Source organism: Corynebacterium sp. Marseille-P4321 (assembly GCF_903645305.1).
In the GTDB taxonomy this organism is placed as follows: domain Bacteria; phylum Actinomycetota; class Actinomycetes; order Mycobacteriales; family Mycobacteriaceae; genus Corynebacterium.
The window spans coordinates 124,628-136,748 of the sequence record NZ_CAHJXO010000001.1 but is presented as its reverse complement, the minus strand read 5'-3'; the positions used below and the strand labels follow the sequence as shown (position 1 = coordinate 136,748).

Genomic DNA, 12,121 nt, shown 5'->3' with positions numbered 1-12,121 from the left:
CCCGAACTCCTGGACTGGTCATAACCACCGCGTTAGACTGGCCCTATGTCCGTCCAACCCTCCATCACCGATGGCCCGGTGCCAAAGCACGCGCAACTGAAGGCGATCCTGCAGCAGATGATCGCGGACGAGCTCTCCCCCGGCGACCCACTGCCGGGCGAGCGCGCGCTGGAGGAGACGTACGGCGTTTCCCGCATCACGGTGCGCCGCGCCATCGGGGACCTTGTGGCCGCGGGTCGGCTGCGCCGCGTGCGCGGCAAGGGCACCTTCGTCGCCCCCGCGCCGATGGTCAGCCGCCTGCACCTGGCGAGCTTTTCCGACGAGATGCGCTCCCAGAAGGTCGAGGCGACCTCGCGCATCCTGCTTTCCGGCCGCGCCACGCCGCCCGAGGAGGTCGCCGCGTTTTTCGGCACGCCCCCGGAGCAGGAGCACATTCATTTACGACGGCTCCGCTTAGGCGACGGCGAGCCATACGCGGTGGACGACGCCTGGTACAACGCCGCGGTGGTGCCGGACCTTCTGGAAAACAACGTGGCTCAATCCGTCTACTCCCTGCTGGACCAGTTCGGCATGCCCATCACGGATGCGGAGCAGACGGTCACGGCGGTCGCGGCCGGCCCGGAGCACGCTTCTCTTCTGCAGGTTGACCAGGTGACGGCGCTGCTGCACGTCATCCGCTACGCGCGCTCGGGCGAGGTGCACGTGGAGTATTGCTCCTCGGTGTACCGCACGGACCGCTACACGCTCACCACGCAAGTGGTGCGCAGCTGACCCGTCACATCGGGGCCAGCAGTTGGACGCACTGGCGGCGGGATTGGAATAATAAGGACTCATGGCTTCCCTGAATTCCGCGCCGGCGGCGCTGCGCGCGTTTCTTATCGCCGCGCTTGCGGGCTCTGTGGCTACCGGCGCCTACGCGGTGGCCACCGGCCCAAACGAGGGCGGCACAGGCGCGGCCAGCCCCACCCCCAGCTCTGATCCGCAGGAGGCGGTGACGTTTACTACCGCCGACGCCGGGTCGTGCCTGACGTGGCAGGTGGCGGAGGACGGCACGATCTCGAACTTCGAGCAGGCCGACTGCGCGGGTGAGCACCGCTTCGAGGTCTCCCTGCGCGAGGACCTGGCCACCTACCCCACTTCCGAGTTCGGCCCGGAGGCCGAGCTGCCCAACCAAACCCGCCAGGCCCAGCTGCGCGAGGAGCTGTGCGGCGCGGCCACGCTGCGCTACTTGGATGGGCGCTACGACCCGAACGGGCGTTACTCCATCGCCCCGATCCTGCCGCCGGCGGATGCGTGGGAGCGCGGCGATCGCACCATGCTTTGCGGTTTGCAGGAGACGAACCGGGCGGGTGAGCCGGTGCTCACCACGGGCCGCGTGGCTGAGCAGGACCAGGCGCGCCTGTTCGAGCCGGGCCAGTGCGTGAGCATCGACGGCGCGAACAGCCTCGCCGCCGTGCCGTGCGCGGACCCGCACCAGCTGGAGATCACCAGCCAGGTCAACCTGGCGGAGGCCTTCCCCGACCACACTCCGAGCGTGGAGGAGCAGGACAAGTTCCTCGGCGATCGCTGCACGAAGGACGCGCACGATTACCTCGGCGGCGAGGAGAACCTGTACCAGATCGCGCTGCGTCCGTTCTGGACCACGCAGCCGGCCGCCGCATGGGAGGGCGGTTCGCGCTCCGTGAACTGCTCGCTGATGTTCTCGCGCCCGCAAGGCGAGTTCGCAAACCTGCAGCACAGTGCGAAGGAAGGCAGAGGGCAATTGCTTATCGACGGCAACCCGCCCCCCGAGCGACCCGAACGCCGACCGCTGCGTTCCGAGCTGCCCACGCCGCAGCCCACGGATCCTGCCGCGCTGAACGAGCCGAACCCGGCCGCCGAGATGGGCGTTGTGGACCCGAACCAGGTGCCCGCCCCGGGCGTAGTGGATCCGAACCAGGTGCCGGTGTACTAAATGCTGCCGGTGAGCGACGAGGCGTTCGAGGAGATGATCAACGACGCCTTAGACACCATCCCGGATGAGTTCGCCCGCCACATGACCAACATGGTCATCTTGGCGCGGGACTACAACCCGGATAACCCTACGTTGCTCGGCCTGTTTGAGGGCGTGCCCTTGCCGCAGCAGCACTCAAACCACACGGGCTTCCTGCCGGACGCGGTGTTTGTGTACAAAAACGCCCTCGAGGCGATCTGCGTCGACGAGGAGCAGCTGCGCCACGAGGTAAAGGTGACCGTGCTGCACGAGGTTGGCCACTACTTCGGGCTAGAGGAGCACGAGCTGCACGCGCTCGGCTGGGGTTAGGCTCCCGTCTTCGCGTTTTCCACCCACTCGGTGGCTGCGCGGATGCGCTCGTCGCCACGCGATTGCGCCCCCTCCGCCGCCGCGGCGCGCGGCCACGACCCCAGGAAACGCACCTGGGAGGCGCGCAGGTACACCCCGCGTAGTGCCTCCGCCACGGGCGCGTCCTCGATGTGCCCCACCAGGTCGACGAAGAAGTTGTACGTGTTCGGTTCCTTGCGCGTCGGCCGCGACTCGATGCGTGAGAGGTCCACACCGCGGTAGGCGAACTCCTGCAGGATGGCCACCAGCGTGCCCGGCTCGTTGGGGGTTTGGAACACCAGCGATGTGCGGTCGTTGCCAGTCGGAGCGGGAGGGGCACTTCGCTTACCGACGAGCACGAAGCGGGTACGCGCCGTCGCCAAGTCTGCAACGCCCCTGGCGTGCACCTCGAGCCCGAACACGTTCGCCGCGCGCTCGGGTGCGGCGGCGACGTCGGCCGCGCCCTCCGCGACCTGCTTCGCGGCCGCGCCGTTGGAGGCGGCCGGCACGAACTGCGCACCCGGCATGTGTTCGGCCGCCCAGCGCTTCACCTGCTGATAGGCGACGGGGTGGGTGGTAAACGTGTGGGCGTCGTCAAGCGTTGTGCCCTTTTTTGTCATGATGGCGAACGCGATGGCGAGCTCCGTCTCACCCACAATCTGCGTGTTCGGCGCATCCACCAGCGCATCCGAGGTGGATGTCACGGCGCCGTCGACGGAGTTCTCAATCGCCACGACGGCGTAGTCGGCCTCGCCCGCCTCAACAGCCTGCAGCGCGGCGGCCGGCGAATCGACGGGGATGTACTCGGGGTTTTGCAGCTCGAAGCGGGTCGCGGCCTCCTCAGTGAAGGTGCCAGCGGGGCCGAGGTAGCTGATGCGGGTCATGGTTTTAAAGCCTAGGCCACCGCACCCGGGGCTAGAGTTACCGCATGCGAACGCGCCTGATCACCGAAGTGCTCCTCGTGCTCGCCGTCACTTTCGGCACCGCCGGGTTGCGCGCAGGGCTCAAGCTTATCGACGCACTCCTGCAACCCCCGCCCCTCAACCAACAAACCACCACCATCCACGACGCGGCATCGCAGGTGGCGTGGCTCGACCTCGCCCTCCAGGTCACGTCCGCGCTCACGCTGTTCGCGTGGGGCGGGCTCGCGCTGTACCTGCTCGGGGAGCGACTAAGAGCGCCTTCGTGGGGCGACGCCGCACGTGGTGCGGGGTTCGCGGCGCTCATCGGCATCCCGGGGCTCGCGCTCTATGTCGCGGCGGTGCACGCCGGCTGGTCGAAGGTAGTCGTGCCCACCACCGCCGCCGTGGAGGTGCCCACGAGCCTTTTGTGGTCCTTCGCCAACGGCTTCGGCGAGGAGGTCGTGGTGGTGATGTACCTGGTCACACGGTTGACGCAGCTCGGCTGGAGGCCGTGGGCGGTGATCGGGGCGTCCGCCGCGCTGCGCGGTTCTTACCACCTTTACCAGGGCGTTTCAGCAGGCTTCGGCAACTTCGCGATGGGCCTCATCTTCGCCTGGTACTACGCCCGCACCGGCAAAGTGTGGCCGCTGATCCTGGCACACTTCTTCATCGACGCCGTGGCGTTCATCGCCTACCCGCTCCTCGACCTCTCCTGGCTCGGCATTTAATCTTGCGCTCGCCCGCCGAGCCTCGCCGGCCCCAGGCGGGTCTGAGCGGCCCCGCCCGGACAGATCCTGCGAAGTTTGTCCGGATTCGCGGGACAAATGTGTCCTGATCTGTCCGCCTCCTGGGGTTTTAGAGCGGGTTTGGACAAAAGTTGTAATCGGTGTCCAGGTAGAGGGTGACGGCCAGCGGCGGGGCGGGGAGCGCACCCCGGCAGCTAAACCACACGCGCCACTTGGGTTTACACTGTTTGCATGTCTCAGCAGCCCCACTCCAACGACCCCAGGGACAACTTGGGGGATTACGTGTTGGGCAAAGACGGAAAGCCACTGGTAGATCGCTACGGGCGGCCGATTCGGCGCAGGCCCGCGGCTCGGCCAGCCGCAGGCGCAGGCACTGGCGCGGGCACTGGCGCAGGCTCGAGCACGGGCACTGGCGCGGGCTCGAGCACGGGCAGCACGAAGTACGAGCCGCGGAGGGCACCGCAGTACCCGCCGCGCCAACAGCGGCCCGCCCAGCAGCCGCCGCGGCAACAACCGCCACAACAACAGCGCCCAGCGCAGCAGCAGCCAGGCACCGCGCTGTACCCGCAGCAACAACGGCCACCCCAGCAGTACAGCCCACAGCAGTACGCCCCCCAGCAGCGCCCCCAACGCCGGCCTGAAGAGGTTCCGATGCAGGTGAGTGGGGGGAGTAGGAAAGGTGGGGCACGGAGACGTCGTAAAGCAAAAGCCCCTGGATGCGGCACCGTCATTGCCTTCCTGCTCGCCTTGATACTCGCGGCGGTGCTGGTCACCGACGCACGACTGACGCGCGTCGCCGCGATGCCGGACGAGCAGATCGCGAACACGTCGGGAACGAACTGGCTGTTCGTGGGCTCGGACTCGCGCGAGGGCCTCAGCGAGGCGGAGGCCGAGCGGCTGGGCACCGGCGGCGACATCGGGTCCACGCGCACCGACACCATCATGCTGCTGCACATGCCGCTGACGGGACAGGCGACGTTGATGTCCATTCCGCGCGACTCCTACGTGGAAGTGCCAGGCTACGGCTACGACAAGATCAACGCCGCGTTCGCGCTCGGCGGGCCGGAGCTGCTGGTGGAGACGGTGGAGTACAACACGGGCATCCACGTGGACCGCTACGCCGAGATCGGCATGGGTGGGCTCGCTACCGCTGTCGATGCGGTGGGCGGGGTGGAGATTTGCGTCGCGGAGCCTATCGACGACCCGTTGGCCAACATCAACCTCCAGCCCGGCTGCCAGATGATGGACGGCGCCACCGCGCTCGGCTACGTGCGCACCCGCGCCACCGCCCAGGGCGACTTGGACCGCGTGAGGCGCCAGCGCGAGTTCCTCGCCGCGCTGGTGAAGCGTGCGCTGTCGCCGGCGGTGTGGCTCAACCCGCTGCGCGTGGGCAACCTGATGTGGTCGATGCCGTCGATGTTCATCGTTGGACAGGGCGAGCACGTGTGGAACCTTGCGCGCATCCCCGTGGCGATGATGGCGGGGCTGGACACCGAAACCGTGCCGATTGGCGGGTTCGCCGACACCGAGGTGGGCAGCGTAGTGCTGTGGGACGAAGTGGCCGCGGAGGAGCTTTTCGCCAGGTTGCGCTAGGCGCATGCTTATCGACGGGGGTGGGCGACCACACCCGGCGCGATCAAACATCTGACAAAAATCTGACCCCCGCCACAAATGCGCGCGAATAGTGATTTAAACTACTCCACCGACAGATTGGAGGAAGATCACAATGTCTGCAGAACCACCCACACCGCAGCCCCAAAGCGGCGGGAAATTCACCTACCCACCCAGCTTCACCATCAAGCCGTCGCCGACGCGCACGCACGTCGAGGAGAACCTCGAAGGTGGCACCTACGGCGACGAAGGCCCCATCGAGGTGAAGAACCGCTGGCGCTTCTTCGTCTACAGCGCGATCGGCATCTTCGCCTTCTTCGTGCCGTTTTCCACCAGCCCGGACGGCAAGTCCACGATCCTGCTGGACCACATCACGAACTGGATCATCACCACCCTGGGCCAAGGCGCCCAGGTCCTCGCGCTCGTGGCCATCGCCGCGGGCGCCGCGTACCAGTTCATTTCCGGCCGCTGGAAGGAAGACACCGCACGCATGGTGTTCGCGTTCCTCAGCGTGCTCGCGGTGGTGCTCTGCGCGATGCTCACCTTCGGCTTCGGCCCGTCGTTCCTGTTCAACGAGGACATCGGCCCGTTCATCCTGAACAAGCTGGTCATCCCGGTCGGCCTGCTCATCCCGGTGGGTGCGATCTTCCTCGGCCTGCTGGTGGGCTTCGGCCTGATGGAGTTCATCGGCGTGATGGTGCAGCCGATCATGCGCCCCGTGTTCCGCACCCCCGGCAAGTCCGCGGTGGACGCGGTGGCGTCGTTCCTCGGCTCGTACTCCCTGGGCCTTTTGATCACCAACCGCATGTACAAGTCCGGCGCCTACACCGGGCGGGAGGCCGCGATTATCGCATCGGGCTTCTCGACGGTCTCCGCAACGTTCATGGTCATCGTGGCCAAGACCCTGGACATCATGGACTACTGGGTGCCTTACTTCTTCATCTGCTTCGCCATCACCTTCGCAGTCACGGCGATCACGGTGTGGATCCCGCCGCTGTCCCGCATCCCCGACGAGGTCGCCGAGGGCGCGGAGCCGAACCCCGAGAAGAAGATCACCGGCAACCGCTTCAAGGCGGCCTGGCGCGAATCCCAGCGCGAGCTGGCCAACGCCGACCCGCTGTGGAAGGTGCTGTGGGACAACTTCCGCGACGGCATCGTGATGGTCATCCAGGTCATCCCGGGCATCATGTCCGTGGGCGTGCTGGGCCTGACGATTGCGTACTACACCCCGGTATTCAACATCCTCGGCGCGGTGTTCTACCCGGTGGTGTGGCTGCTGCGCCTGCCCGACCCGTGGGAGACCTCCGGCGCGATTGCGACCGGCCTGGCCGAGATGTTCCTGCCGGCCACCATGGTGGCGGGCAGCGACGACCTGGTGCTCAAGTTCACCATCGCTGTGGTGTGCGTGAGCCAGATCTTCTTCTTCTCCGCGATGGTGCCTGCGGTGCTGGCCACCGACATCCCGCTGAACATCGGCAAGATTGTGCTGATCTGGTTCATCCGCGTGCTGCTCACGCTGGTGATCACGGTGCCGGTCGCGCACCTGGTGTTCTAGAAGGGGCCGGCCCGGCTGGTTGGGCCGTGGGGGCTTAGCGCTTTGCGACGGCTCGCGCGTGCGCGGCCACGATGTCGTCGATGAGGCGGGCGGCCGCCTTGGCGGTGCGGGAATCGATGTCGAACGACGGGTTGAGCTCCACGACGTCTACCAGCGCCACGCGGCCTGTCGCGGCGACGGCCTCGACCATCGCGCGCAGGGTGGGGAACGCAACACCGAGGGCGGCCGGCGCGGACACGCCCGGCGCGACCGACGCTGGCAGGACGTCCAGGTCGATGGACAGGTGAATCGGCCCCTCGGCCGGGATGGCCTTAACCGCGAGGTCTGCGGCCTGGGCGGGGGTGAGGTTTTCCAGCTCGGTGTCCAAGATGGTGCGCACGTCTAGGGCCTTGGCTTCGTCGAAAAGCACGCGCGTGTTGTTCGGCCGCGAAATGCCCAGCACCGAGTAGGTGAAGCCGTCGCCATCGTAGAGGTCGGCGATCTGGCGGAACGGGGTGCCCGAGGTGGGGCGGGTGGCGGTGCGTAGATCGAAGTGGGCGTCGAAGTTGATGATGCCCATGTTGCCCACGGCGTCGCGCGCGCCGCGGTGCGTGGCGAACGAGGTTTCGTGGCCGCCGCCGAGCACCACCACGAGGTGGCCGGCGTCGGCGAGGTCGCGCACTCGGTCGGACAGCGCCTGCTGCGAGCCCTCGAGGTCGTCGGCTTGGGTGGTCACGGTGCCGGCGTCGAGGCGGGGGGAGTCGTCGTGGATGGCCAGGCTGCCCAGCGCGGCGCGCAGCTCGTCCGGGCCGGCCGCCGCGCCCTGGCGGCCGCCGTTGCGCTCCACGCCCTCGTCCGAGGCGTAGCCGATGAGTACCGCGCCGGGAGATTCGGTGCCGGCAGCGCTTGTAGCGGCGGTGACGTCGCCGGTGGAAACCACGCTGTGCCAGCGGGCGTGCTCGGGGCCCGGGCCGTCATCGCGGCCGGACCATGCATCAGCGGGTGCGTACAGGGGTCCTTCGATGGTGTTCATGTGTATCGAGGGTAGTTACTTTAGATCGTCGATAAGCATCTGCTGTCTGAAATCCCAGACTGGTAATGTAATTCAGCACTCCTCGAACCCCGAAATGTGACCTAGGGTACTTTCAAACCCGCAACACTTCCGTCGCAGAGAGGAGATTCTCATGGCCGGCCGCTACCCCAACGGTGACTTCTACGATTTCGAAGGTGAACTGTCCACCGAAGAAAAGGACATCCTGTACAAGGTGCGCGACTGGGCGCAGACCAAGGTGCTGCCCATCGCCGTCGACTACTGGAACCGCTCCGAGTTCCCGCACGAGCTCCTGCCCTCGATCGCCGATCTGAACATCATCAGCCTCGTGCGCGGCCAGGGCCGCTCCCGCCTGCTCGCAGGCCTTGTCGCCGCCGAGATCCACCGCGCCGACGGCTCCGTGGGCACCTTCTTCTCCGGCCAAGACGGCCTGTTCACCGGCTCGATCGAGCTGCTCGGCTCGGACGAGCAGAAGGAGCGCTGGCTGCCCGACCTCTACGCCGTGCGCAAGACCGGCGTGCTGGCCATCACCGAGCCGGAGGCCGGCTCCGACGTGGCGCAGGGCATGCGCACCACCGCAGAGAAGGTCGACGGCGGCTGGGTGCTCAACGGCGCCAAGCGCTGGATCGGCAACGCCACCTTCTCCGACTACGTCGCCGTCTACGCGCGCGACCCGGAGGACAACCAGGCGAAGGGCTTCATCGTGGACACCACGTCGGAGGGCTACACCGCAACCCTGATGGAAAACCGCATCGCCATCCGCGCCGTGCAAAACGCCGACATCACCCTGGACAACGTGTTCGTGCCGGACGAGAACAAGCTCGAGGGCGCGAACTCGTTCAAGGACATCAACAAGGTGTTCAAGTCCGCCCGCTCCACCGTGGGCTGGCAGGCCGTGGGCACCCAGATGGGCGCGCTCGACGTGGCGCTGGGTTACGCGGACGAGCGCATCCAGTTCGGCAAGAAGATCTCCTCGTTCCAGCTCAACCAGAACAAGCTGGCCACCATGCAGGGCAACCTCGTCGCCTCCGAGTCAATGATGGCGCAGCTCGCCCGCATGGAAGACCGCGGCACCGCGAACAACGAGCAGTCCGCCCTGGCGAAGGCGTTCACCTCGAAGCTCATGCGCGAGACCGTGGCGCTCGGTCGCGAGCTCATGGGCGGCAACGGGCTGATCTCGGATTACCGCATGGCGAAGATCTTCAACGACGCCGAGGCGATCTACTCCTACGAGGGCACCTACGACATCAACCAGCTCATCGTCGGCCGCTCGCTCACCGGCGAATCCGCGTTCGTGTAAGGGAGGCGCACCGACATGACTTCCCCCGCACCGCTTGAGGGCGTCCGCGTCCTCGACCTCTCCCGCGTGCTCGCCGGGCCGTTTTGCGCCATGATCCTCGCCGACTTGGGCGCCGAGGTAATCAAGGTGGAATCCCCCTGGGGCGACGACTCGCGCCAGTTCGGCCCCTTCGTGGACGGCGAATCCGCCTACTACCGCCTGTTTAACCGCTCGAAGAAGGGCATCACGCTCGACTTCAAGCAGGACGAGGACAAGGAGATCCTGCGCGAGCTGGTGCGCCGCAGCGACGTGGTGGTGGAGAACTTCCGCCCCGGAGTGCTGGAAAAGCTCGGCTTGGGCCCCGCGGAGCTGCTGAAGATCAACCCGCGCCTGGTGGTTACCAGCATCTCCGGCTTCGGTCAGACCGGCTCGTTGGCGAAGGAACCGGCCTACGACCTCGTGGCGCAGGCCATGAGCGGGCTGATGTCCATCACCGGCTGGGCAACCGGCAAGCCGACGCGCGTGGGCATCTCGCTCGGTGACTTGGTCCCCGGCCTCTACGCCGCGCTCGGCACGGTCTCCGCGCTTTACCAGCGCGAACGCACCGGCGAGGGCCAGCACATCGACTTGGCCATGTACGACTCGCTGGTTTCCATTATGGAATCGGTGGGCATGCGCGCGCTTTACGACGAAAACCCGCCCACCCGCATCGGCAACGACCATGGGCTCTCCGCCCCGTTTTCCACCTACGCCACAAAGGACGGCGACGTGGTCATCGCGATTACGAACAACCGCCTCTTCGAGCGTCTAGCGAACGCGTTCAATATGCCGGAGCTGATGACGGACGAGCGGTTTAACGACCCGGTCGCCCGCTCTGACAACCGCGTCGCGTTGCGCGAGCTCATCGAGGAGTTCTTGAGCACCAAGACCCAGTCCGAGACGATCGCCCTGTTCACAGAGCATGGCGTACCCACAGCCCGCGTCTACGACTTGGACGAGGCGCTGCGCAGCCCGTTCGCGGAGGAACGAGGCGTCATCGCCGAGGAATCCGACGGGTTCAAAACGCTCGCCTCGCCGCTGCGCTTGGCAGGCATGGTCGCTCCCTCGCCGGCGTCGAAGCTCGGCGAATACAACGACGAAATTTCCAAGTGGCTCGACGAGGAGCCGCGTTCCCCTTAACCCCAAAAGTCAGCTCCCCGCCGCCTTGATGTGCGGGGAGCTGCCCATCCTCTTCCCCAGGAGAGCCTCATGGACAACACCACTCAAAACCCCATCCCCGCGCGCGGTGTGAGCCGCAAAATCAGCCCCATTTCTCCGGTTCCCTCGCCTCCCCCGGAGCACGAGGTGGAGACCTTAGATCCGTCAAACAAGTGGCGCTTCTTCCTCTACAGCGCAATCGGCATCTTCGCGTTCTTCGTGCCGTTCACCATCGGTGAGAAGAACACGATTCTGCTCGACCACATCGTCGGCTGGTTGCAGGGCGCGCTCGGGCCCGCGCTGCCCTACATCTCGCTGGTGATGATCACCGCCGGCGCCGCCTACCAATTCATCTCCGGCCGTTGGAAGGAAGACACGGCGCGGATGATCTTCGCGTTCCTCAACGTGCTTGCGGTGATCTTGTGCGCAATGCTTGTGTTTGGGTTCGGCCCGAGCTTTCTTTTCGACGATCGCTTGGGCCCCTTCATCCTGAACAAGCTGGTCATCCCGGTGGGATTGCTCATCCCGGTGGGCGCGATCTTCCTCGGCCTGCTGGTTGGCTTCGGCCTGATGGAGTTCATCGGCGTGATGGTGCAGCGCTTCATGCGGCCCGTCTACCACACCCCCGGTAAGTCGGCGGTGGACGCGGTGGCGTCGTTTTTGGGCTCCTATTCGCTGGGCCTTTTGATCACGAACCGCATCTACCGCACGGGTGGCTACACCGCCCGAGAGGCGTCGATTATCGTGGCTGGCTTCTCCACCGCTTCCGCAACCTTCATGGTGGTGGTAGCCCGCACCTTGGACCTGATGGACATCTGGGGCATCTACTTCGCCGTGACCCTCGCGGTGTGCTTCCTTGTCACCGCGATCGTCGTGCGTATCCCGCCGTTGAGCACCATTCCTGACGATTACGCTCCCGGCGCCGAACCCCAACCGGAGGAGAAAGCCCAGGGCAACGTCGTGAAGGCCGCCTGGAAGGAAGCCATGGCGTTCCTCGCGCAGGCCGATTCCCTGCCGCGCACCATCTGGCGCAACTTCAAAGACGGCTTGCTGATGACGATCCAGGTGATCCCCGGCATCATGGCCGTGGGCATCATCGGCCTGGCGCTGGCGTTCTACACCCCGGTGTTCAAGATCATCGGCGCTGTGTTCTTCCCCATCGCTTGGATCATGCAGATCCCGGACCCGTGGCTGGCCTCCGAGGCGTTCGCCATCGGCCTGTCCGAGCTGTTCCTGCCGGCCACCCTGGTCGCCGGGCACGAGTCGGAGATCCTGCGCTTCACCGTGGGCGTTGTGTCCATCAGCCAGGTGTTCTTCTTCTCCTCGATGATCCCGGCAGTGCTGGCCACGGACATCCCGCTGCCCATCGGCCGCATGGTGATCATCTGGTTCCAGCGCGTGGTGCTGTCCATCATCCTCACCGTGCCGCTCGCTTACCTGATCTTCTAGAGCTTCTAGGGCCTCGAGCACGACGAGCCCCG

General features: G+C 66.2%; 11 protein-coding genes. 9 read left to right on the top strand and 2 right to left on the bottom strand.

What is annotated here, in order from left to right; translation table 11 throughout:
* Positions 1–45: 45 nt before the first annotated feature.
* The 3 genes from HWX32_RS00600 (at position 46) to HWX32_RS00590 (ending at position 2,302) form a co-directional block, all read left to right on the top strand.
* Positions 46–771, top strand: coding sequence for a GntR family transcriptional regulator (locus tag HWX32_RS00600; protein WP_175934324.1), 726 nt, complete (start codon positions 46–48; stop codon positions 769–771).
* A gap of 61 nt (positions 772–832) precedes the next feature.
* Positions 833–1,954, top strand: a complete 1,122-nt coding sequence (locus HWX32_RS00595) for a septum formation family protein (protein WP_175934323.1) — start codon at positions 833–835, stop codon at positions 1,952–1,954.
* Complete coding sequence (locus tag HWX32_RS00590; protein ID WP_075467695.1) at positions 1,955–2,302, top strand: metallopeptidase family protein; 348 nt, start codon at positions 1,955–1,957, stop codon at positions 2,300–2,302.
* On the opposite strand, the gene pheA is transcribed toward HWX32_RS00590, so the two are convergent.
* Positions 2,299–3,204 (bottom strand): prephenate dehydratase, encoded by a 906-nt coding sequence (gene pheA / locus HWX32_RS00585; RefSeq protein ID WP_175934322.1) that lies wholly within the window; start codon positions 3,202–3,204, stop codon positions 2,299–2,301. The genes HWX32_RS00590 and pheA overlap by 4 nt on opposite strands.
* Before the next feature lie 44 nt (positions 3,205–3,248).
* On the opposite strand from pheA, the gene HWX32_RS00580 reads away from it, so the two are divergent.
* From HWX32_RS00580 to HWX32_RS00570, 3 genes are all read left to right on the top strand, one after another.
* A complete protein-coding gene (locus HWX32_RS00580; protein WP_175934321.1) occupies positions 3,249–3,950 on the top strand; it encodes a CPBP family intramembrane glutamic endopeptidase in 702 nt (233 codons plus the stop codon).
* A gap of 249 nt (positions 3,951–4,199) precedes the next feature.
* Complete coding sequence (locus HWX32_RS00575; RefSeq protein ID WP_175934320.1) at positions 4,200–5,561, top strand: LCP family protein; 1,362 nt, start codon at positions 4,200–4,202, stop codon at positions 5,559–5,561.
* 133 nt (positions 5,562–5,694) lie between these two features.
* Positions 5,695–7,134: a YjiH family protein gene (locus HWX32_RS00570; protein WP_175934319.1), complete on the top strand. Its 1,440-nt coding sequence runs from the start codon at positions 5,695–5,697 to the stop codon at positions 7,132–7,134.
* Positions 7,135–7,168: 34 nt separating this feature from the next.
* Here HWX32_RS00570 and hutG read toward each other — a convergent pair whose 3' ends face one another.
* Positions 7,169–8,146, bottom strand: a complete 978-nt coding sequence (gene hutG, locus HWX32_RS00565; protein ID WP_175934318.1) for a formimidoylglutamase — start codon at positions 8,144–8,146, stop codon at positions 7,169–7,171.
* A 151-nt stretch (positions 8,147–8,297) separates the two neighbouring features.
* Between hutG and HWX32_RS00560 the strand changes: the two genes are divergently transcribed.
* The 3 genes from HWX32_RS00560 to HWX32_RS00550 all read left to right on the top strand — a co-directional run bounded on the left by HWX32_RS00560 (position 8,298) and on the right by HWX32_RS00550 (position 12,089).
* Positions 8,298–9,464, top strand: a complete 1,167-nt coding sequence (locus HWX32_RS00560) for an acyl-CoA dehydrogenase family protein (RefSeq protein ID WP_175934317.1) — start codon at positions 8,298–8,300, stop codon at positions 9,462–9,464.
* A 15-nt stretch (positions 9,465–9,479) separates the two neighbouring features.
* The gene (locus HWX32_RS00555; protein WP_175934316.1) at positions 9,480–10,622 is read left to right on the top strand and encodes a CaiB/BaiF CoA-transferase family protein; all 1,143 of its coding nucleotides are present in this window, start codon (positions 9,480–9,482) and stop codon (positions 10,620–10,622) included.
* A gap of 69 nt (positions 10,623–10,691) precedes the next feature.
* Entirely contained in the window at positions 10,692–12,089 is a 1,398-nt protein-coding gene (locus tag HWX32_RS00550) for a YjiH family protein (protein ID WP_175934315.1), read from the top strand.
* Positions 12,090–12,121: the final 32 nt, after the last annotated feature.

Bases quoted from the DNA above. Each gene is read 5' to 3' on its own strand.
- HWX32_RS00600 (WP_175934324.1), top strand. From the start codon at position 46: ATGTCCGTCCAACCCTCCATCACCGATGGCCCGGTGCCAAAGCACGCG.
- HWX32_RS00595 (WP_175934323.1), top strand. From the start codon at position 833: ATGGCTTCCCTGAATTCCGCGCCGGCGGCGCTGCGCGCGTTTCTTATC.
- HWX32_RS00590 (WP_075467695.1), top strand. From the start codon at position 1,955: ATGCTGCCGGTGAGCGACGAGGCGTTCGAGGAGATGATCAACGACGCC.
- pheA (WP_175934322.1), bottom strand. From the start codon at position 3,204: ATGACCCGCATCAGCTACCTCGGCCCCGCTGGCACCTTCACTGAGGAG.
- HWX32_RS00580 (WP_175934321.1), top strand. From the start codon at position 3,249: ATGCGAACGCGCCTGATCACCGAAGTGCTCCTCGTGCTCGCCGTCACT.
- HWX32_RS00575 (WP_175934320.1), top strand. From the start codon at position 4,200: ATGTCTCAGCAGCCCCACTCCAACGACCCCAGGGACAACTTGGGGGAT.
- HWX32_RS00570 (WP_175934319.1), top strand. From the start codon at position 5,695: ATGTCTGCAGAACCACCCACACCGCAGCCCCAAAGCGGCGGGAAATTC.
- hutG (WP_175934318.1), bottom strand. From the start codon at position 8,146: ATGAACACCATCGAAGGACCCCTGTACGCACCCGCTGATGCATGGTCC.
- HWX32_RS00560 (WP_175934317.1), top strand. From the start codon at position 8,298: ATGGCCGGCCGCTACCCCAACGGTGACTTCTACGATTTCGAAGGTGAA.
- HWX32_RS00555 (WP_175934316.1), top strand. From the start codon at position 9,480: ATGACTTCCCCCGCACCGCTTGAGGGCGTCCGCGTCCTCGACCTCTCC.
- HWX32_RS00550 (WP_175934315.1), top strand. From the start codon at position 10,692: ATGGACAACACCACTCAAAACCCCATCCCCGCGCGCGGTGTGAGCCGC.